Here is a 19829-nt window from a genome sequence, read left to right as displayed (position 1 = left end):
TCATAGCCTACCCATAAACGGGTTAGGCAGGAATATTATATTATTCGCGAATTACTTTTACCGTTCCATCGTTTGCCAACTTAATGATGGACGACGGAGTTCCGTTTTTCTCATTTCGGTGCAAATTTACCACATAGTCCACTCCCTTTAAAACCGGTTCGCCGATTTCGCCAAAAGATCTTGGGGTCGGTTTGCCGGAAATATTGGCCGAAGTGGAAACAATGGGCTTTTTGAATTTGTTGATCAAGTATTTACAGAATTTATCGGAGGCGACTCGAACGGCCAAGGTATTGTCGGGAGCAATCAGATTTTTGGCAACCCCTTTGGGGTTATCGTATATGATGGTAGTCGGTTTTGTGGAGAGATCGATAATGTCATAAGCCGTTTCGGGCACTTTTTCGATATGCCTTTCGAGCATGGCGTCTTTGGCGACAAGGCAGATCAAGGCTTTGGAGTCTTCCCTTTGCTTTAATGCATATACCCTTTGTACCGCATTTTCATTCGTTGCATCGCACCCGATTCCCCAAACGGTATCTGTCGGGTAGAGTATAAGCCCCCCATTTTTCAATACCTCGATGCATTTGTTGATTTCTTCGGTCATTACCGGATGATTTGTTGGTGTTTCATGGATTTTCCAAGAGGAAGACCTATTAGTATCCGATGAAAGAGTTTAAAATATTTGGGTTTGACAATTGATACCAAACCATAACGGACTATAAAAAACAGACGTAACATTTGGTAGTGAAGATACCCGTGGTTTTTTCGAATTACATAGAACATCGAGGTTTTAAGTTCGATTTTGGTTGCGATGGGCATGCCTGTTTTATCGATGCTTTTACCTTGAAAATGGGTATAGGAAGCCGACGGAACGAAATAAGCCTTTTTGCCGAGTTTCTTCAAACGATAGCAAATATCGCTTTCTTCGAAATACAGGAATATGTTGGTGTCGAATCCTCCCACGGTATTGAAGTCAGATGCCCTGAAAAACATAAAACTCCCATTGACATAATCGACGGCAATTGGTTCTGAATGTTCTTTTCGTCTTTTCGGTTTTGAAAAAACGTTTTCGACGAACTGTCTCCCAAAAACTTCTCTGGCAAAGGAAGTAAAATGGTCGAAGCTAACTTCCTTTTGATTGTTTTCATTATAGATTTGGGGACCGCATACCGCCACATCGGGAGTTGTTTCCATAAAGTCATGACAACTTTTTATTACATCCTTAAATAGTATAGTATCATTGTTCAAAAAAAGATAATACCTGCCCGTCGCGAACTGTACGCCATGCATATTGCCACCTCCGAAACCCATATTGATCCGGCTACGATGGCACTTTATATTTTTCTTTGCCAGATTTTTGATATAATCCTCTAGGGACATAAAATCCGAATCTTCTGAAGCGTTGTCTACAACTACGATCTCATAAGGTATTTCAGACCCTGTTGTTCGCAAGACACTTTCAATACATTTTTTGGTGTATTCCGAAGAATTATAGTTAATGATGATTATCGATATGCCATAGTTTTTCTTCCCCATTTTCGTTACTGGCCGTATTTGGATAGAAAGTTACCCAATTGTTCTATAAAAAGAGAGGTTTTAAAAGTTTCATAGAGCGTATCTATATTCCGTTTGATATCTTTTTTACCCTTATTTTCGAATAGTTCCGGAAGATAATCTATCAAATGAACCCCGAAATGTTTTTCCTGAATGTTACTGTGCCAGGCCCCTTTGATTATGAATGGACTAAATATGCAAAATGTAGGTATGTCCAAAGCCTTGGCCATATTCACCGCACCGCCCTCGTTTCCGATCAATGCCGAACATTGGGACAAAATAGCTAAAAATTCCCTCAAGGAAGGGGCGTAAAAATCAAGAACGCTTTTTGATTTTGTGGTTTCATTGCATTGGTTATAAATAGCCTCAGCATCACTTTTCTGATTAGGTATATAGTTGAAAAGCAATTTGGTATTTGTTTTTTCGCATATGAAATCGAGTATTTTGGCCATATATGCCGAAGGATATGTCTTGAGCGGGCTACTACCCAGAATACCGATCATTACTAGTTTTTGATTCTTATAATCCCGAATAGTATCTATTTTATTTTTGGCTTCATGTATTTCTGATTCTTTCAAAAAAATTTTCGGAAAGGTTACGAAATCGTTGGGTCGATTCAAAATAGGCCCTAACAGCGCCAATCGATTTTGTATGGCCAAAGGAATTTTTCCGTCGGGATTCAGGTTTTCCTTTACGGTATGCGTATAAATCCACCGTGTGTAGCCTTTAAAGTGGGATATTTTGTATTTTGACCGCGCAAAGAGTGAAATGAGATTGCTCTCCAATTTTCCGTAAGCATCGATAACGGTATGAAATTCCTCTTTTTGAATTGCTTTTAAAAACCTGTAGAACTTCCATTTGCTCTGTCTAAGATCCTTTCCGAAAACAACGACTCTATCTATGCTGGGATTGTTCAATAAAACCGGTAATGTATTTTCGTTGGCGACGAAATGGACAGAACTATTTGGGAAATAATGTTTAATACTTTCGCAAATCACCGTACTTGCCAAGACATCCCCGATCATTTTTTGTTGAATAACTAAGAATTTCATCTCGATCGGCAGTGCGGTTATGGACGGATCAAATATAGCCAAATTCATTGCATCATGTCGAAAAGGCAACTATTTAGCATTTGAATTCTATGGAAGATCTTGTTCAAAAAACTACATTTGTAAAAGTAGTCAAATTAAATGATCTTCAGTGAGCAACGTTAGTGTAATAGTCAGCACATATAACAAGCCTGAGTGGTTGCAAAAAGTGTTGTGGGGCTTCAATTGCCAGACCTACAAAGACTTTGAGGTAATAATCGCCGATGACGGATCCGGGCAGGCCACTAAAGATCTGGTTGAAAAAATGAATCATGAGGTGTCTTACGATATAAAACACGTATGGCAGAAAGACGATGGGTTTCAAAAATGTAGAATTTTGAACAAGGCAATTGTTGCCAGTTCGACCGATTATATTCTGATGACCGACGGCGATTGCATACCAAGGGAAGATTTTGTACAAGTACACTATATCAATAAAGAACCGGGCACTTTCATTTCGGGTGGCTATTACATGCTGCCCATGAATATCTCGCTCGCCATTACCAAAAGGGATATTGAAAAGCAGAATTGTTTCAATATCCATTGGTTGAAGGAAAAAGGATTGCCCAAAACCTTCAAGAACAATAAATTGACCGCAAGAGGATTTATTTCAACTTTGTTCAATACGTTCACGCCTACCACGGCCAGTTGGAACGGCCATAATTCTTCAGGATGGAAAAAAGATATCTTGAACGTCAATGGTTTTGACGAACGGATGCAGTACGGGGGCGAGGACCGTGAATTCGGAGAGCGCCTTATGAATTTTGGCGTAAAGTCAAAACAACTGCGTTATAGTGCCGTATGCGTGCATTTAGATCATGAACGCGGATATCGCACCCCGGAAGCGATTGCCAAGAACCAGGTTATTCGAAAAGAGGTGAAGCAGAACAAAAGTGTTTGGACGTATCACGGCATTACCAAATAATAGGCAAGCTCGTTTTTCTTTTCCAACTTTTTAAGTTCACGGTAGCGTTCCAGGTCGCCCAATGCGTTTAGGTAAGAAATGGTGATTCCCTTCTTTCCGTCGAGAATGCCCAAACGAAGAATATAATGGTGGAAGAATTTCCAAGCGGGTTTGAAAATCAACGAAAAGTAATTGAACCTGTTTTCCCTGTAAAACGCCTCTTTGGCCTTTAATCGACCGTATTTGAGCATTTTAGATTTATAATCCTCGTAACTTTTGTAGCAATAATGCGTCAATTTTTCCTTTAATATACCTGAAGTGCCATCGACGTTCAAAGTCTCATGTACTATTTTCTTATCAGAGAATTTGGCTTTACTTTTTCTGAATAATCTATAGTTCTTGTCGGTTTGCCACCCGCTAAAATTCAATACACTGTTCTTGAACATGAATTTTCTATAAAACCAAAAGGCTACATGTTCGGTATTGCCATTAACCGTTTCAACGATTTCTTCACGTAATTTTCGGGGCACTACCTCGTCGGCATCCAAAAATAATACCCAATCATTGGTCGCCTGTTTCAGCGCGAATGATTTTTGAGCCGTAAAATTGGCAAAGGGGTGTTGAATGACCTTGACCTTCGGATGGATCTTAAGATACTCATAGGTACCATCAGTACTATATGAGTCTACAACGATGATTTCATCGGCAAATGTGATCGATTCGATACACTTTTCAATGTATCCCATTTCGTTGTAAGTTATGACTAAGGCCGAAATTTTCGTTTTTGGATAACTCATATTCTAAAAGTATAAGTAGGTATTTTTAGTTTGGTCAACAGGATAATAACTAAAAAAAAAGGAAAAAAGTATAAACAACTATAAAATTCCTACAAACTTATACCGCCACATCATACTCCCTCAATGCATCGTTCAACGAGGTCTTTTTGTTCGTACTTTCCTTTCTGGTTCCGATTATCAAGGCACATGGTACCTGAAAATTGCCCGCCTCGAAGGTCTTTGTATAACTCCCTGGTATAACAACCGAGCGTGCCGGAACCCTACCTTTGGTCTCCTTTGGTTCGCTGCCCGTCACATCGATGATTTTGGTCGAGGCGGTGAGCACCACATTGGCCCCGAGCACGGCCTCACGTTCGACGCGAACACCTTCGACTACGATACAACGCGAACCGATAAAGGCATTGTCCTCGATGATAACCGGAGCGGCCTGTAATGGTTCCAAGACACCTCCGATTCCGACGCCACCGCTTAGGTGCACATTTTTACCGATTTGGGCACAGCTGCCCACGGTCGCCCACGTGTCGACCATGGTGCCTTCATCAACATAGGCACCAATGTTCACATAGCTCGGCATGAGAATGGTGCCCGAAGAAATATAGGCGCCATGCCGTGCAACGGCGTGGGGTACCACGCGAACACCCTTTGCAGCATAACCTTTTTTTAATGGAATCTTATCATGGTATTCAAAAATACCGGCTTCGAGCGTTTCCATTTTTTGTATAGGAAAGTAAAGTACAACACCTTTTTTTACCCATTCATTGATCTTCCATCCATTTTCTGTAGGTTCCGCACACCTAAGTTGACCTGTATCGAGTAAGTCGATTACTTTGCGAATGGCTTTTTGGGTACTGTTTTCTTTTAATAGTTCGCGATTTTCCCAAGCGTTTTCGATGGTGTGTTGTAGTTCTTTCATGTGTATGGTAAAATTTGGACAAAGATACATGCTTGTATCAGAAATCGTTCGCTGATTTCGGGGATATAACAATTTAAGGGTTATTTTTGCCAAAAAATGGGATTGGGTAGAATTCTCGCGTTGGACTACGGTAAGAAAAGAACGGGCATAGCCGTTACCGATGAGATGCAGCTTATAGCTTCAGGACTTACTACCGTAAGTACGACAACGCTTATCGATTTTTTAAAGGAATATGTTGCCAATGAAAATGTAGTTCGGTTCGTGGTCGGGGAGCCCAAGCAAATGGATAACTCTCCTTCTGAATCCGAAGGTTTGATCCTTTCTTTTTTACCTAAGCTGAGAAAAGAGTTCCCCGATGTCCCAATTGTAAGGCAAGATGAGCGTTTCACGTCAAAAATGGCGTTCCAGGCCATGATCGATGGCGGGCTCGGCAAAAAACAACGTAGCAACAGGGCATTGGTCGATGAGGTCAGCGCAACGATTATCTTGCAAGGGTATTTAAACACTATATCATGATTTTACCAATTGTCGCCTATGGCGATCCGGTCTTACGAAAAGTCGCCCAGGAAATCGACCCCGGTTATCCTAGATTGACCGATTTGATCGATAATATGTGGGAGACCATGTACAATGCAAATGGGGTAGGGCTTGCCGCGCCCCAAGTGGGACTTGCCATTCGCGTATTTATGGTAGATACCGGTCCCTTTGCCGATGATGAAGATTTATCCCCGAAAGAACAAGAGGTCTTGGGAAGCTTTAAAAAAACTTTCATTAACGCCAAAATTGTCGAAGAGACTGGCAAAGATTGGGTGTTTAACGAAGGGTGCCTGAGCATACCCGATGTGCGCGAGGATGTCAACAGGTTAGATACGATTACCATTTCGTATCTCGACAAGGATTTCAAGCCCCATACCGAGACCTATGATGGACTTTTGGCACGCGTGATCCAACACGAATACGATCATATCGAAGGTATTTTATTTACCGACAAACTATCTTCGCTTAAGAAAAGATTATTAAAGGGAAGATTGAACAATATTTCGAAGGGAAAGATAAAGGTTGATTACCGGATGCGATTTCCCGCAGCAAAAAAAGTACGTTAAATAAACGCTAATCAAAGCAAAAGTTGAATATTTGCCAATTCGAAAAATAAAAAGAACCAATGAGTTTGGAAAAAATACTATCAATTGCCGGAAAACCAGGCCTTTATCAATTGGTAACGCAAACGAGAACGGGTTTCGTGGCCGAATCGTTGCAGGACGGCAAAAGAATTACCGCTGGTGTTCAAAGCAACGTAAGCGTTCTTTCCGAGATTGCGATATATACCCTGGACAAGGAAGTGCCACTTCGAGAGGTGTTTTTAAGGATCCAGACCAAAGAAAAAGGCAAAAAGACTTCAGTTGGCCATAAAGAGGACAAACTGAAATTGGAGGAATATTTTTTCGATGTGCTTCCCGATTATGATGAAGACCGTGTTTATGCCAGCGATATAAAGAAGGTAATCCAATGGTACAATATTCTTCATGAAAAAGGCATAACCGATTTTTCCGATCCCGAGGATTCTTCCGAAGAATAGAATACCTACTTGCCATTGGTAGGATAAATGACTTTATTACAAGAATCTCTATATCGATAAAGCGATAAGCTAGCAGGTTATTTTTCACCACAGGAAAATGTCAGCAATCCGATAAAACCCTGCCGAACATTGCTATTTCGACGTATCTAATATAAACTCGGCAACTTCTCTTTTGAATTGCTCCAATGAGGGCCGATAAAATCATGTCGTTCCATTCCTCAAATTTAAAACTGGCCAAATCGGATGTTATACCGTCATCAAAGGTGAAACTGACTTTTGGTCTGACAATCGTTTCGGCGTCATCATTTTTTTGCCGTCGATCCGGAGTTTCGTTTTTGCAACCTTGCAAGACTATCATCAGACAGAGTATGACAAGTTGATTTTTTTTCATCCAACACCATTGAATGTTTTGATATTAGGTGAACACTTGTTACGGTTCTGAGTCGTTATACCTTTAATCCTTCTCGATTTTCTCATAGGTATACTTGCTTTTTTTCCAATCGATTCTCGGTGAAGGATAGTATTTGACATTCATACGGTCTAGATACGGGGCCTGGTTGGCAAGCCGTACCTTAAAGTTTTCCCAGTCACGGTTTTCTTCGGTCGACCAACCCAATTCAGAGAAGCCGATGGCACGTGGGAAGGCCAAATACTCTAATTCATCGATATTGCTGATGGTCTCTGACCATAACGGGGCTTCTATCCCCAAGATATTTTTAAGCGGTATGCCCTCATATTTTTCAGGATTCCAGATATAGGCCGTGTCAACGGGTATATAGGCTGCCCAATGCAATCCATGCTTTGAGAGGGTATCGTACTGCATGTCGAGATAGGCTTTTTTGGCAGGCGACATAATTACCTTCATGCCTTTTTCAACGGCCATATCGGCATTTTCCTTACTGCCCCAGAATTGCGCAATGGCAGTCGAATCGACATTTGCGGTGGCCAATTCGTCCCATCCGATAGGAGTCTTATTATATTTTTTGACAATTTCCACCACTTTATCCATGAAATAGATATAATCTTTCTTTTCGGTGACATGGCTTTCGTCGCCACCGATGTGAAAATATGGACCGGGCGTAATGGCCGAGATTTCGCGTATTACATCATCGATAAAGGCGTAAACCGTGTCTTTGCGGGTATCGAAAGTACTGAAGCCCACGTTGGTGCCTTCGTACAGTTCGACTTTTTTGCCATTGCCATTTAGAAAAGGATAAGAAACCGAGGCGGCATTTGTATGGCCGGGCATATCTATTTCGGGTATGATGGTGATGTAATGTTGGGCTGCATAGCCCACAATTTCCTTGTAATCTTCTTGGGTGAAATATCCACCCGATTCACCGCCTACTTCTGTGCTACCGCCAATTTCGGTCAATTTGGGCCAGGACTTGATTTCGATGCGCCAACCTTGATCATCGGACAAATGTAAATGCAACCCATTGTATTTATAGTAGGCGAGTATGTCGATGTATTTTTTGACGTCGGCGACGCTGAAGAAATGTCGGGCGACATCGAGCATGCTACCACGATATTCAAAAACCGGATTGTCCGTTATTTTGCCCGTGGGAATCGTCCATATCGGATAGTCGGCCAAAGTGTCGTTGCTCATTTCAGGGATCAGTTGTCTCAAGGTTTGTACGCCGCGAAAGGCACCTGAAGCGCTATTCGAGTTCAAGATGACCGAATCGGGCGTGATATAAAGTTGATAGGCCTCCTGTGCACCGAGTTCCAAGCTGTTTGATTGATTGATATAGATCACGCCTTCCCTGTTTGGAATTTCTTCAACGTTGACCTGTACGTCAAGATCGGTTTTCGTCTTGATCTTCTCGGCCAAAAATTTACCGACTTCCTCATATTCTCCGTTGTTTGGCGAAGTATAGATGGCCGTAAACTGATCTAGGGCGAATCCATTGCCGGTCGCGATTATCTTCATGGGCATGGGTACCAAGTTCTCCTTGGCCAAATCTGTTGTTGGAAGGTTCAACGCCCTTTTTTTCTTTTCGGCGGTACAGGCAACAATAGTTGTCAATAGTACAAGGGTCAGGAGTGTTTTGTAGAGCAGTGATTTCATTTTATTATACAATTGTTGAATTATTTGATTGGCATATACCTGAAGATATCAGTCCATATGGTTTTTGATTACATCGTACCAGAGCTTATAGCCTTTATCGTTCATGTGCAGCCCGTCTTCAATGAAAATATCTTGTTTCACCTTTCTTCCATTTAACATAGGCTTCCATACATCGGCATAGTCGATATTAGGGTCTTTTTTCGAGAGCTTTTTGAACTTTCGATTGAGACGCCTGTATTTACGTCTTAGGCCCCAACGAGAGATACTCGGCTTGGCGGTTATCAGAACGATTTTAACGTTCTTGTTTTGTTCTTTAATACGATTAATGATAGTATTCGTCGTCTTGATAATTTGACCGGGTCTCTTTTTGGCCGAAATGTCATTGTCTCCCTCATAAATAAATACTTTTTCGGGATTAAATCGCAGCACAAGTTTGTCGAGATGGGCAAGTAGATCGGATGCTTGAGAACCTCCAAAGCCTGAATTTACGATTTGACGCCCTGGAAAGTGCTGTTCTAGATTTTTCCAGATGCGAATACTTGAGCTTCCTGTAAAAACAATGGTCTCATTTGAGGCATCCCATAATGAATCATATTTTTTTTGAATGGCTTCGACTTCGTTATCGAAGCGTTCAGGGCTTTGCGATAGGGCCAGAAACCCTATCATTAAAAACAAAAAGCAAACAAATTTCATTCTTTGCGAATTTGAAACCGTGAATTTAACTTTAATCGAACAATGGTTCAAATTAAATTCGACGTAGGTGGGCGATGACCATATGGGTGAACATTAAATACCGGTGATCAACTTAAAAACTAAAAAAAATTAGGTTCAATACCCGATGGCAAGAAATGCGAAAGCGGCCAAAAGTCCTCCAACAAACGGGCCAAGAATAGGTATGAGTGCATAGCCCCAATCACTACCGCCCTTTCCCTTTAGGGGCAACAGTGCGTGCATTATGCGTGGCCCCAGATCACGTGCCGGATTGATGGCATATCCCGTGGGTCCGCCGAGACTTAGACCGATACCGATTACCAAAAGTGCAACGGGCAACGCATCTAGGGAGCCTAGTTTAACAGGTTGGTCGCCAAGGGTTCCGCCCGCGATGTACATAACACCGAAGACCAAGGCAAAAGTTCCGATCATCTCGGTAATAAAATTCCAAAATGGGCTACGTATTGCCGGACCTGTGGCAAAAGTGGCGAGCAACGCGGCCTTATCGGTTGTCGCATCGTATTGTTTTTTATAGGCCAGCCATACCAGGGTCGTTCCGGCCATGGCTCCCAATATTTGCGCAAGCATGTATCCGGCTACCAAATTATATGAAAACTTGCCCGCAGCCGCAAGTCCCAAAGTTACGGCCGGATTCAAATGTGCGCCACTTACATCAGCGGCGATAAAAACACCTGTAAAAACGGCAATGCCCCACGCCAGGGTAATACCTACCCAACCATCATCGGATCCTTTCGTTTCCTTAAGTAATACATTAGCTACAACGCCGTTGCCAAGTAGAATGAGCATGGCCGTTCCGATAAACTCAAAAAGATAAGCATTCATAAAATATCGTTGAATAGTTGGGTCTGAATATAGGAAAAATTGTCAATAGTTTAGTCCACGAGCGATTGGTAGACAAGTTGTTGAAATACCGACCCGTAATATCCGCTATAAGGTTGAACTTGGGTCATAAGAATGGCTATAAGGTTTTCTGTAGGGTCGATGAAAAAGTAGGTCGAGTATGCCCCGTTCCAATAGAATTTCCCCACAGACCCTAAACTCTTGCTCGCCGCCACATCTGTAGTCACGCCAAAACCAAGTCCGAAACCTTGTCCCGGCCCTTGCGATAGATTACCGATTTGATTCATCGTCATAATTTCGATTGTCTTCGGGCTCAATAACTGCTTACCGTTCCACTTTCCTTTATTTAGCAACATTTGGCAAAAGTTCATATAATCGGGAGCTGTTGAAAAAAGACCATGGGTACCGCCGAAAACAGTGTTGCCCTCTATCGGCAGTTGTTCTTTCGACCTGACCATTTTACCTTCTTTGTTATAGTTGTGGACCGGCCCCCATCTTCTTTGATTGTCCTTGGCGACGTTGTAGCCAGTGTCCTTCATTTCCAAAGGGTCGAAAATGCGTTGTTGCAGAAAATCGGCAACGTTCATTCCTGAAAAGTGCTCAATGAGCAATGCAAGTACATCGGGTGAAGCGCTATAATACCATTGCTCGCCTGGATGACTGACCAAAGGAAGTGCCACCATAGTATTGACCCTGCTCTCAATGTCTTTTTGGGGCTTGAAATACAATTCTTGCGCAAAGGCATTGTCAAGGGCGGTACCTCCTAGTCCATGCGAAAATCCTGCGGTGTGCGTCAAAACATGGTGAATCGTTATTTCTTTATTGGCCGGTACGGTTTCTCCTTCAAGGCCTGCATTTACATCTTTGGCGACTTTTAGATCCTTAAACTGTGGCAAGTATTTCGAAACGGGGTCTGAAAGAAAAAAGTGTCCTTCCTCATAAAGCATCATGAAAGCAACGCTCACGATAGGCTTTGTCATCGACATGATATGAAGGATTTGATTTTCCTGCATCGCCGCCTTATCCTCTAGGTTCGAATAACCATAGGCAGCTTGATGTACCATTTGTCCGTCTTTCATGATATAGGAAACGGCACCGGGGATCTTTCCATCAGCAATTTCCTTTTTCAAAAAGGCCTCGTACTTGTCCAATCTTGTGGTAGATACACTTGTTTGCCGTGAGTTCGATTTGACAAGGTTCTGAGCGTTCAGACCACCATAGCCTAAAAAAAGGATAACATAGAGGGGTAGCCAAAAGTCTTTTTTAGTCATTTTTTCACTTTTAAGATTAATTAAGATATCTAAAGGGAGCACTTGACCCCACAAGATAGCTTTTTTTATTAATTCAGGAAATGTGAATATTTTTAGCCCGGGTATCCTTTTTTACTAAAGAAATTTTTAACTTTCAGTTCCAAAAGAAGAGTTTAAACATCAAAAATGTATTAAAAATGAGTGACTTAGCGGACAAATTAGCAGCATTAAAATCGACGGCGGTAAGCCAACTGAACGAATGTGGTGTATCGAATATCGATCACGACAAATTAGACGGTTATGTGAACAGCCTAAAATCAATGGTAGACAACAAGGATGCCACCTTGGTATCTGGGACCGACGAGTCTGAGTTGGAAACGGTAAGAAGAAATTTCGTTGAAAAGAAATTAGGGATAACCGATAAAGACAAAGCTATGGGTGCTATCAATGCCGTTGCCGGTAAAATGTCAAGCATCCGGATGAAGAGTAGACCGGCTTTCTACTATTTGGTTCAACAAGAATTGAGCTAGAAAGAAGCATTGCAATACTGATTAAAAGCGACCCGAACGGTCGCTTTTTTCTTTGGCCGTGATTTCAAAAATTATGTTACATTTAGTTCTTCATATCCATTCAACCGAAACCGACCGATTCTCATGTGGCATTCTTCGAAAATAGGAATATTCATAGGTGTTTTTATCTTATCCCTACCAACATTTGCGCAGAACCCTTCGGTTTCAGGCAATACTGATCGACCTGTTGCGAGTGCCGTCGCTTTGGAAACTGCCCCAATAATTGACGGAGAAGTTATCAACGACGCCTTATGGCAAGCAATAGAACCCTTCGGTAATCTGATACAGGTTCAGCCAAATTTTGGCAAACCGGCGAGTGAAAAGACCGAAATACGTATTGCATATACGAAAGAAACGTTCTATCTCTCAGTCGTGTGTTATGATTCAAGACCTGATGACCTTGTGGTCTCGGATGCCCGCCGTGATGCCGACCTTGATAATACCGATGCTTTTCTCTTTATCTTGGATACGTATAAGGATGGTCAGAACGGATTTATTTTCGGCACGAATTCTTTGGGCGTAGAATATGATGGACAGGTCGATAACGAGGGACAAGGTAATTTCAATGCCAATAGACAACAAGGCGGAACAATCGGCGGCTTTAATCTTAATTGGGATGCCTCTTTTGAAGTGCGAACCCAAGTTGGCGATTTCGGTTGGAGTGCCGAGTTTGCGATTCCGGTCAGAACCTTGCGCTTTCAAGCGGGTAAAGATTGGGGCATCAACTTTAGGCGTAACATTAGAAAAAGTAATGAAATCGTTTATTGGTCACCATTGCCATTGGGACTGGATTTAAAGCGCCTGTCGCTGGCGGGAACCCTGACCGGCCTCGATTTGCCAAGCCCTGGCAACTTGAAAGTGATACCTTATGTGTTGGGTAGAATGGACAATGATTATACCATTGTCGACTCAAAGAACAAATTTACGTCAGAGGTGGGCGGTGACGTGAAGTTCAGTGTAACACCAAGTCTGACCCTCGATCTTACCTACAACACCGATTTTGCACAGGTCGAGGTAGACGATCAACAAATTAACTTGGACCGCTTCAATTTATTCTTTCCTGAAAAAAGACCCTTCTTTTTAGAGAATGCCGGACTTTTTAGTGTAGGGAGCCCCGGAGAGGTCGATTTGTTCTTTAGCAGAAGGATCGGCATCGGGGACAATGGAAGCGTTGTTCCGATAATCGGGGGCGCACGTCTATCCGGTAAGTTGAACCGTACCAATGTCGGTCTCTTGAGCATGTGGACAGAGGATGTTCAGGAAAAAGGTATTGAAGAGAACAATTTTACGGTAGCCCGCGTCAATCATGAATTCAAGGGAAGGTCTGCCCTGGGGGCTGTCTTCATAAATCGACAGGGCCTTCAGTCAGATGACAATTATAATCGCACCATAGCCTTGGATGGAAAGCTTGGCTTGGGAAAGAAAGCCCGTTTATCAGGATTTTTTGCCAAGACCAAAGATCCCAACGATACCATAAATGCACATTCCTATAAACTTCAGGGGGATTATAATTGGAACAATTGGGAGCTTCGGGCAGCCTACACCGAAGTAGGGCAGGGGTTCAACCCCGAAGTAGGATTTCTATTGCGTTCCTCGTTTCGAAAACCCGAAGGTCTGATATTGTACCATTTAAGACCCAAAAAAGAAGATGCCAAAATATTGGAATACCGCCCCCATATTTCATATCGCGGATATTGGAATTTTAATAATTTCCTAGAAACCAGTTTTCTACATATAGACAATCATTTTGAGTGGAAAAGCGGTACCGAACTTCATACCGGTATTAATGTGACTAAAGAGGGGGTGGTGGATGCCTTCGATATTTCCAGGGGGCAGGGGGTACTGGTACAACCTGGCACTTATGACCACATTGAATCGCAGATTGTGTTCTTCACGAATATGAGCAAACCGTTATCGATCAACCTGCGCTCGGTGATCGGGGGTTCGTTCGGGGGTACTAAATATGTAGAGAGCGTTACCGGTAGGTTGAGGTTGGGAGACAAGTTCAACGCCGAATTGGGCCTGCAATACAATAATTTTAGGCTTCCTGTCGGCAATTTCACGGCGAACATCCTACGAAGTCAATTGTCCTATGCTTTTAAACCCAATATCTATATTCAGGGTCTTGTACAACATAACACTACCGATAAGTTGTGGGCGACCAATGTACGTTTCGGATGGTTGCAACAGGCCAATACAGGGCTATTTCTGGTTTGGAACTACAATACATGGGAGGCCGGCCCGCTCAACAACAGCATCATCGTCAAATACACCCGCATGTTCGATTTGGTCAAATAATACTTAGACCCCGAATTGTTGCAGATGATGATCCAGATGTTTCGAGAAGAGCGTGTTCCACTCCCTTGAAGTGAGTTTGCCAAAGGCATGCGATTCCTTGCCCTCAAAATGCCCGGCACCCAATTGCTGCGTTTTCTGCAAATGTTCGATCAATCTGCCTTTTTCCTTTTGAAAATCACGTTCATCGCTAATTACGAATATTGGCGAGGTCGGACTGTTTTTTTTGTATGGTTTTGGTCCCACCACGATGTTTTTCGCGAAAAGTTTGATCATGAATTTTTTAAAGCCTTTCGGTTTTGGGTGTTTGTCGGTATAGACCAGTTCATAGGCCACATTACAATGGGCCAACATTTGGGAAACGTTCATCTTGCCCCAAAGCGGCTGGGTCTCGGCGGTCAATTTATTGATACGGCCAATCGTTTCCTGTGATTCTTTTTCTTCAAATAGGTTTTTCCATTCCATGGTCGGTTTGTTTTAGAAAGTGATTTATAAATATGTAAATATGTCCTTATTTATAAGATACGGCGTATATTCAATGGGTTGCTTTCTTTTGATCGTTCAACAGATTTTGGACGGTCGGTTAGTCGGATGGTTTTTAGCATACCGGATCAATTTTTGTACCGAACGCCGTTAACGACCATTTTCAAAGTATAGACTGAATCCATAGCGGTGATAAATAAAATGTTCTGGTCAGGCCCGCCAAAAGTTACGTTCGCCGTCCATTTTTCAGGTACTTCAATATGTCTGATCTGTTTTCCCGTTTTGTCGAAAACGGTAACCCCATTGCCCGTTAAATAAACATTACCTTGATTGTCCAAGGTCATCCCGTCGGATCCGAGTTCGCAAAAAACCTTTCTCTCGGAAAGGCTGCCATCTTCATTTATCGAATAGACATAGGTCTTTTTGTCACCGATATCCGCAACATATAAAGTTTTGCCATCGCTGGATCCAATTATTCCATTGGGCATGACAAAGTCTTTTGCCACGATCGTTATCCTACTTTTATCTGCGGGCATGTAATAAACCCGGCGTTCTTGAATTCTGTTCTCGGTAGGTTTCCACCACGGGCGATCGTATAAAGGATCTGTGAAATATATACCACCATTCGGATGGATCCAAAGGTCGTTGGGTCCTCCGAGCAATTTATCTTCATAATTATCGACCAATACCGTTACGTTCTTTTCAGGGTCGATGGACCACAATTCGTTTTTTTCATCGGCGCAGGACAATAGATTTCCATCATTGTCGAAATAAAGTCCGTTTGAACGGCCGCTGGGTTTCATCCAATCCGAAACGGAATTGTCGGAAGCATTCCATTTTATGATGCGATCGTTCGGTTGGTCCGTAAAATAGACGTCCCCGTTTTTAGCCACGGCCGGCCCCTCGGTAAACTCATATTGATCTGAGACCAGTGTCAATTCGGCCCCTTCGGCAATTATATTTTGGGCTTTGCAGGAGGTTGTTACAACGGCAAGAACAGCAAATATAAAAAGGTAATTTTTCATCATGGTATTGTATAAGGAATCAAGGTACAGAAAGTTTTTAAATTGTCAATCCGAGGAACGAGGAATCTACTTGTTCGCGCAATATGGGATTCCTCTCTTCGTTCGAAATGACAACTCTAATCTAATTTATCTTTCGCCCCAACCCGGACCTTTTATGAACCGGCCCGAATGGGCTCCGGTATGTTCACCATCCTTTAATACGTGACCTCCGTTTACGAAAACATGTTGCATTCCCGTGGCATATTGGTGGGGTTTTTCGAAAGTCGCGTTGTCCTTTATGGTATTGGGGTCAAAAACGACCACGTCGGCAAAATATCCTTCTTTCAATGCGCCCCATTTTTTTAGTTTCAAATTTGTAGCGGGCAGCGTGGTCAATTTGTATATGGCCTCTTCTAAGGGAATGACTTTTTCTTCCCTAACAAAATGCCCCAAAAGTCTGGCAAACGAGCCGTAGGCCCTTGGATGGGTACTTTGTTCTAAAAATACACCTTCGTTCGTATACGAACCTGCGTCGGAGCAAATGCTCATATAGGGCAGTTTCAATTTCTTTTTGATGTTGTCTTCTGACATTGAAAAATAGACGACCTGAATTCTACTATCGTCCTCATAGATCAGGTCGACCAGCGTTTCGTTGGCGGTCTTGCCCCTTTCTTTAGCGACATCGGCCAAGGTTTTTCCGATCAGATGCCTAAGCGCTTTATTTCGAAAGCCGACCAAAAGAATTTTTTCGGGCGGTACATGAAAATCGATTTCATCCATCATTTTCTTTCGTTTTGCCGGATTTTCGATTAACCCCATGGTAGCGGCATGGCCACCTTCCTTGGCCCAAGCGGGCAAAACCACGTTCAACCCTGTTGAACTGGCATTGTACATATACATGTCGGTAGTAATATCGAGGCCTTTTTGCCGCGCATTATCGACCTTTTGGATGGCACTGTCCAGCAAATGCCAATTGGCATTTCCGGAAGCTTTGAAATGATAGATCTCGGCAGGAAGTTTCGCTTCTTCCGAAATGGTGATCAATTCATCAACCGCCTCCAAAAGGCCTCCTTCTTCATCGCGTATGTGCGAAATGTACATACCGCCGTATTCGGCGACCACTTTGGCCAATTCTATGATCTCATCGGTTTGGGCATGCCCACTGGGAACATAGATCAAGGAGGTTGAAAGTCCCATTGCGCCTTCTTCCATACCCTGACGAAGAAGATTTTTCATCGTCTGCATTTCCTCTTCGGTCGGAAGTCTTTTCTCGATACCGATAACATGTTCCCGCAAGGTCGCGTTGCCGACGAACGAAGCCACGTTGGTCGAAATCCCTTTGGTCTCGAGATGCGTCAGGTATTCCCCGAGAGTCGTCCATGGAATGTCATACGTGATGTCGCCTTGGCCCTCTTTCATTTCTTTTTTCATCGAATCGCTCAACGGCCCCATGGAAGAGCCTTCGCCCATAACCTCTAAAGTAACGCCCTGCCGAATATCGCCTTGCGAACGACCGTCTTCCAAGAGCGAAACATTGGCCCAACTCAGCATATTGATAAAACCGGGGGCCACGGCCAGTCCTGAGGCATCGATTTCCTGTTTGCCTAAGGCATTTTCGAGTTTTCCGATAGCCGCGATGGTATCGGCGTTTATGGCGATGTCACCTGTATAAGGTTCACCGCCCGACCCATCTAGAATACGGCCGTTTTTGATAAGGATGTCATATTGTGTTTTTTCTTCGTTACAGGAAGAAAATACGATTAGCATTCCAATGATGATCAACGCTCTTTGAAGGCCCATTTACAGATTTTTTAAGAATACCATGTTGTGTTTCATGCTTTCCAGTGGTGTACTGGCGTATTCTTCCTGTTCGATAAAAATATGCTTGACACCAGAGGCATGCTGATTTTGCATCATTGTAGGGATATCCAATCCGCCTTTTCCGAATTCGGTACTTTCCTTTTTGGTCATGTCCATATCCTTTAAATGCCAAAGCGGGAAACGTCCGGGGTACTTCTTGAAATAATCCAAGGGGTCTTTTCCGCCAACGATGACCCAACCTAGATCCAATTCCATATGTACCAAGTCCGGTTCCGTATTGTCCATTAAGACATCATAGAGTACCTGTCCCTGATCCGATTCAAATTCGTATTCATGGTTGTGGTACCCAAAATGGATTCCCAATTTTTCACACGCCTCGCCCGCCTTGTTGAACGCTTCGGCCACCTTTTTATAATTATCGATGTTTTGTCCATTTGTTGGCATCGAAGAGCAGATTAGGTATTCTTGGCCTGAAGCAACCGCTTCTTCCATGGTTTTCTCAAAATTTTCGTCAAGAAGTACATGGCCGCTCACCAGTTTCATACCCAGGTCGTCGCAGGCCTTTTTCATATCTCGGGGAGAGAGTCCATAATAGTGGCCATCCTTACTTCGAGCGGATTCAATTTCCTTGATACCAATGGAGGCGATCTGTTTCAAGGTACCGAGGGCATCATTGGCCATGGCCTCACGAAAGGAGTAGAGTTGCACACCATATCGGCTACCGGCCGTGTTGCCAAAAACATTTGAAGGTAAAAGGGTGGAGCCGACCGCAAAAGCCGTTGACCGGATTAAAAAGTCTCTTCGGTTTATCATTTTTCTTTATTTGTGATGTTCTTCATAATGCGCTTTCAACATATCTTCACCGTAATCATTTTCAAGGTCTCTTACCACGGTGTGCACATGATTGGCATCGTTCTGTGTGTTATCGAATTCAATGAGGAGCATTGGCCCTTGAATACGATAGTAGTGCCCAAACCCGTAACTAAGGCTTCCGGCCCATGCAAAATGTAGGTTTTCATAACCAGCCTTTACGATTCGGTCGGCAAAATCTGCAGCGAAATCTTTTTGATAGTTATCGATATAGACTTGTACCAATTGGGTCAAGAGCTCCTGCTGATCTTCGTTCATCTCCTTGTATGAGATTCCATAGGGTTCGATATGGCTAACTTTTCTTTTGGTCAAGGTAATCACATCGCGAGGGGCCTGATCGGCAATTTGGGCAATTTTTAATTGTTCGTCGTCCATCGAATTGATCAGCGCAAAACCCAAATAGGATTCCTCTTTTAAGACCTCTTTTCCCTTGAACTCGGTACTTCTTACAATTCCCGGGTTGGTTCCGAAAAAAGTAGGTGTGGAAGATACGATCCTGCTATCGGCCGATGTGAAATTCAAGGAAAGATGGTGTCCTTCGAAGCGCCATCCCCATGGTTGGTCGGGTGCCGGGTCACCGAAAATGGTGAGGTGGTAGTTCAAAGGATCTCTTCGAGGTCTTCCGCTTGGCATTTTGTCGTCATCGTTGTTTTCGATGATACGGAGCACTTTTTCAAGAGCCATGATTTCCGACGATTTTTCGAAACCTTCTTCGCTCAAAGAGGCTTTCAGTAAATTCAAGGCCGCGGTTTTTTGAGCTTCGTTGAATTGATAAAAAGTGGGTCCTTTTCGGGGCATGGGCACATAGTTCATATTAAAACGTTCGGCATCATCAAGTTTAAAATGTGCCTGTTCCCTTAAATCATTACTGAGCGAATTCAAAAAGGCATTTGCCTTATCGGATATATCCTGAGCTTCGGCATTAACAGTGGTAAGTATGAATAATAGTGACAAAAAGTAAAGTTTATGCATCGTTTATATTGGTTTTGTCGGTTCGTTTTTTATAGAATTATCTTTGACGATAGCTTGCAATTACATTAGGTTTATTATTAGGGGATCAATTTG

The 19829-nt window shown here is 42.9% G+C and carries 20 protein-coding genes; 6 read left to right on the top strand and 14 right to left on the bottom strand.

Annotated elements, in window-relative coordinates:
• Positions 1 to 40 precede the first annotated feature (40 nt).
• From ACEZ3G_RS00640 to ACEZ3G_RS00630, 3 genes are read right to left on the bottom strand one after another with little or no spacing between them, the layout of a single operon-like run.
• The gene (locus ACEZ3G_RS00640; RefSeq protein ID WP_432423547.1) at positions 41 to 601 is read right to left on the bottom strand and encodes an L-threonylcarbamoyladenylate synthase; all 561 of its coding nucleotides are present in this window, start codon (positions 599 to 601) and stop codon (positions 41 to 43) included.
• Positions 601 to 1533, bottom strand: a complete 933-nt coding sequence (locus tag ACEZ3G_RS00635; RefSeq protein ID WP_432423546.1) for a glycosyltransferase family 2 protein — start codon at positions 1531 to 1533, stop codon at positions 601 to 603. The genes ACEZ3G_RS00640 and ACEZ3G_RS00635 overlap by 1 nt, the downstream gene beginning before the upstream one ends.
• Positions 1534 to 1538: 5 nt before the next feature.
• Positions 1539 to 2651 carry a glycosyltransferase family 9 protein gene (locus ACEZ3G_RS00630; protein WP_432423545.1) on the bottom strand — a complete coding sequence of 371 codons (1113 nt, stop codon included), beginning with the start codon at positions 2649 to 2651 and terminating at the stop codon, positions 1539 to 1541.
• Between the two features lie 100 nt (positions 2652 to 2751).
• Here ACEZ3G_RS00630 and ACEZ3G_RS00625 point away from each other — a divergent pair, with 100 nt between their 5' ends.
• Positions 2752 to 3564, top strand: a complete 813-nt coding sequence (locus tag ACEZ3G_RS00625; protein ID WP_432423544.1) for a glycosyltransferase family 2 protein — start codon at positions 2752 to 2754, stop codon at positions 3562 to 3564.
• On the opposite strand, the gene ACEZ3G_RS00620 is transcribed toward ACEZ3G_RS00625, so the two are convergent.
• Positions 3546 to 4340 (bottom strand): glycosyltransferase family 2 protein, encoded by a 795-nt coding sequence (locus ACEZ3G_RS00620; protein WP_432423543.1) that lies wholly within the window; start codon positions 4338 to 4340, stop codon positions 3546 to 3548. The genes ACEZ3G_RS00625 and ACEZ3G_RS00620 overlap by 19 nt on opposite strands.
• 97 nt (positions 4341 to 4437) lie before the next feature.
• Positions 4438 to 5253, bottom strand: coding sequence for a 2,3,4,5-tetrahydropyridine-2,6-dicarboxylate N-succinyltransferase (locus ACEZ3G_RS00615; RefSeq protein ID WP_432423542.1), 816 nt, complete (start codon positions 5251 to 5253; stop codon positions 4438 to 4440).
• 102 nt (positions 5254 to 5355) lie between these two features.
• Between ACEZ3G_RS00615 and ruvX the strand changes: the two genes are divergently transcribed.
• The 3 genes from ruvX to ACEZ3G_RS00600 are packed head-to-tail and all read left to right on the top strand — an operon-like array spanning position 5356 to position 6829.
• Entirely contained in the window at positions 5356 to 5769 is a 414-nt protein-coding gene (gene ruvX, locus ACEZ3G_RS00610; protein ID WP_432425126.1) for a Holliday junction resolvase RuvX, read from the top strand.
• Positions 5766 to 6356: a peptide deformylase gene (def, locus tag ACEZ3G_RS00605; RefSeq protein ID WP_432423541.1), complete on the top strand. Its 591-nt coding sequence runs from the start codon at positions 5766 to 5768 to the stop codon at positions 6354 to 6356. Before ruvX ends, def begins: the two co-directional genes overlap by 4 nt.
• Positions 6357 to 6415: 59 nt before the next feature.
• Positions 6416 to 6829: a DUF5606 family protein gene (locus tag ACEZ3G_RS00600; protein WP_432423540.1), complete on the top strand. Its 414-nt coding sequence runs from the start codon at positions 6416 to 6418 to the stop codon at positions 6827 to 6829.
• A 454-nt stretch (positions 6830 to 7283) separates the two neighbouring features.
• Here the strand turns inward: ACEZ3G_RS00600 and ACEZ3G_RS00595 are convergent, their stop codons facing one another.
• From ACEZ3G_RS00595 to ACEZ3G_RS00580, 4 genes are all read right to left on the bottom strand, one after another.
• A complete protein-coding gene (locus ACEZ3G_RS00595; RefSeq protein ID WP_432423539.1) occupies positions 7284 to 8900 on the bottom strand; it encodes a family 20 glycosylhydrolase in 1617 nt (538 codons plus the stop codon).
• A 48-nt stretch (positions 8901 to 8948) separates the two neighbouring features.
• Entirely contained in the window at positions 8949 to 9593 is a 645-nt protein-coding gene (locus tag ACEZ3G_RS00590) for a GDSL-type esterase/lipase family protein (RefSeq protein WP_432423538.1), read from the bottom strand.
• Between the two features lie 135 nt (positions 9594 to 9728).
• Positions 9729 to 10454 (bottom strand): MIP/aquaporin family protein, encoded by a 726-nt coding sequence (locus ACEZ3G_RS00585; protein ID WP_432423537.1) that lies wholly within the window; start codon positions 10452 to 10454, stop codon positions 9729 to 9731.
• A gap of 50 nt (positions 10455 to 10504) precedes the next feature.
• On the bottom strand, positions 10505 to 11743 hold the full coding sequence (locus ACEZ3G_RS00580; RefSeq protein WP_432423536.1) for a serine hydrolase domain-containing protein: 1239 nt from the start codon (positions 11741 to 11743) through the stop codon (positions 10505 to 10507).
• Positions 11744 to 11919: 176 nt separating this feature from the next.
• Here ACEZ3G_RS00580 and ACEZ3G_RS00575 point away from each other — a divergent pair, with 176 nt between their 5' ends.
• Together ACEZ3G_RS00575 and ACEZ3G_RS00570 are read left to right on the top strand one after the other, a co-directional pair.
• Positions 11920 to 12252 carry a DUF2853 family protein gene (locus ACEZ3G_RS00575; RefSeq protein ID WP_432423535.1) on the top strand — a complete coding sequence of 111 codons (333 nt, stop codon included), beginning with the start codon at positions 11920 to 11922 and terminating at the stop codon, positions 12250 to 12252.
• A gap of 123 nt (positions 12253 to 12375) precedes the next feature.
• Positions 12376 to 14589, top strand: a complete 2214-nt coding sequence (locus ACEZ3G_RS00570) for a DUF5916 domain-containing protein (RefSeq protein ID WP_432423534.1) — start codon at positions 12376 to 12378, stop codon at positions 14587 to 14589.
• A 3-nt stretch (positions 14590 to 14592) separates the two neighbouring features.
• Here ACEZ3G_RS00570 and ACEZ3G_RS00565 read toward each other — a convergent pair whose 3' ends face one another.
• The 5 genes from ACEZ3G_RS00565 to ACEZ3G_RS00545 form a co-directional block, all read right to left on the bottom strand.
• The gene (locus tag ACEZ3G_RS00565) at positions 14593 to 15051 is read right to left on the bottom strand and encodes a DUF1569 domain-containing protein (RefSeq protein WP_432423533.1); all 459 of its coding nucleotides are present in this window, start codon (positions 15049 to 15051) and stop codon (positions 14593 to 14595) included.
• A gap of 146 nt (positions 15052 to 15197) precedes the next feature.
• Entirely contained in the window at positions 15198 to 16097 is a 900-nt protein-coding gene (locus ACEZ3G_RS00560) for an SMP-30/gluconolactonase/LRE family protein (RefSeq protein ID WP_432423532.1), read from the bottom strand.
• A gap of 123 nt (positions 16098 to 16220) precedes the next feature.
• The gene (locus tag ACEZ3G_RS00555; RefSeq protein WP_432423531.1) at positions 16221 to 17873 is read right to left on the bottom strand and encodes an N-acyl-D-amino-acid deacylase family protein; all 1653 of its coding nucleotides are present in this window, start codon (positions 17871 to 17873) and stop codon (positions 16221 to 16223) included.
• Entirely contained in the window at positions 17874 to 18707 is an 834-nt protein-coding gene (locus tag ACEZ3G_RS00550; RefSeq protein ID WP_432423530.1) for a sugar phosphate isomerase/epimerase family protein, read from the bottom strand.
• A gap of 6 nt (positions 18708 to 18713) precedes the next feature.
• The gene (locus ACEZ3G_RS00545; protein ID WP_432423529.1) at positions 18714 to 19718 is read right to left on the bottom strand and encodes a DUF3500 domain-containing protein; all 1005 of its coding nucleotides are present in this window, start codon (positions 19716 to 19718) and stop codon (positions 18714 to 18716) included.
• Positions 19719 to 19829: the final 111 nt, after the last annotated feature.

It is taken from the genome of Meishania litoralis (assembly GCF_042611095.1).
In the GTDB taxonomy this organism is placed as follows: Bacteria; Bacteroidota; Bacteroidia; order Flavobacteriales; family Flavobacteriaceae; genus Meishania; species Meishania litoralis.
The sequence above is the reverse complement of the archived record's forward strand: the minus strand, read 5'-3'. Positions and strand labels throughout refer to the sequence as shown.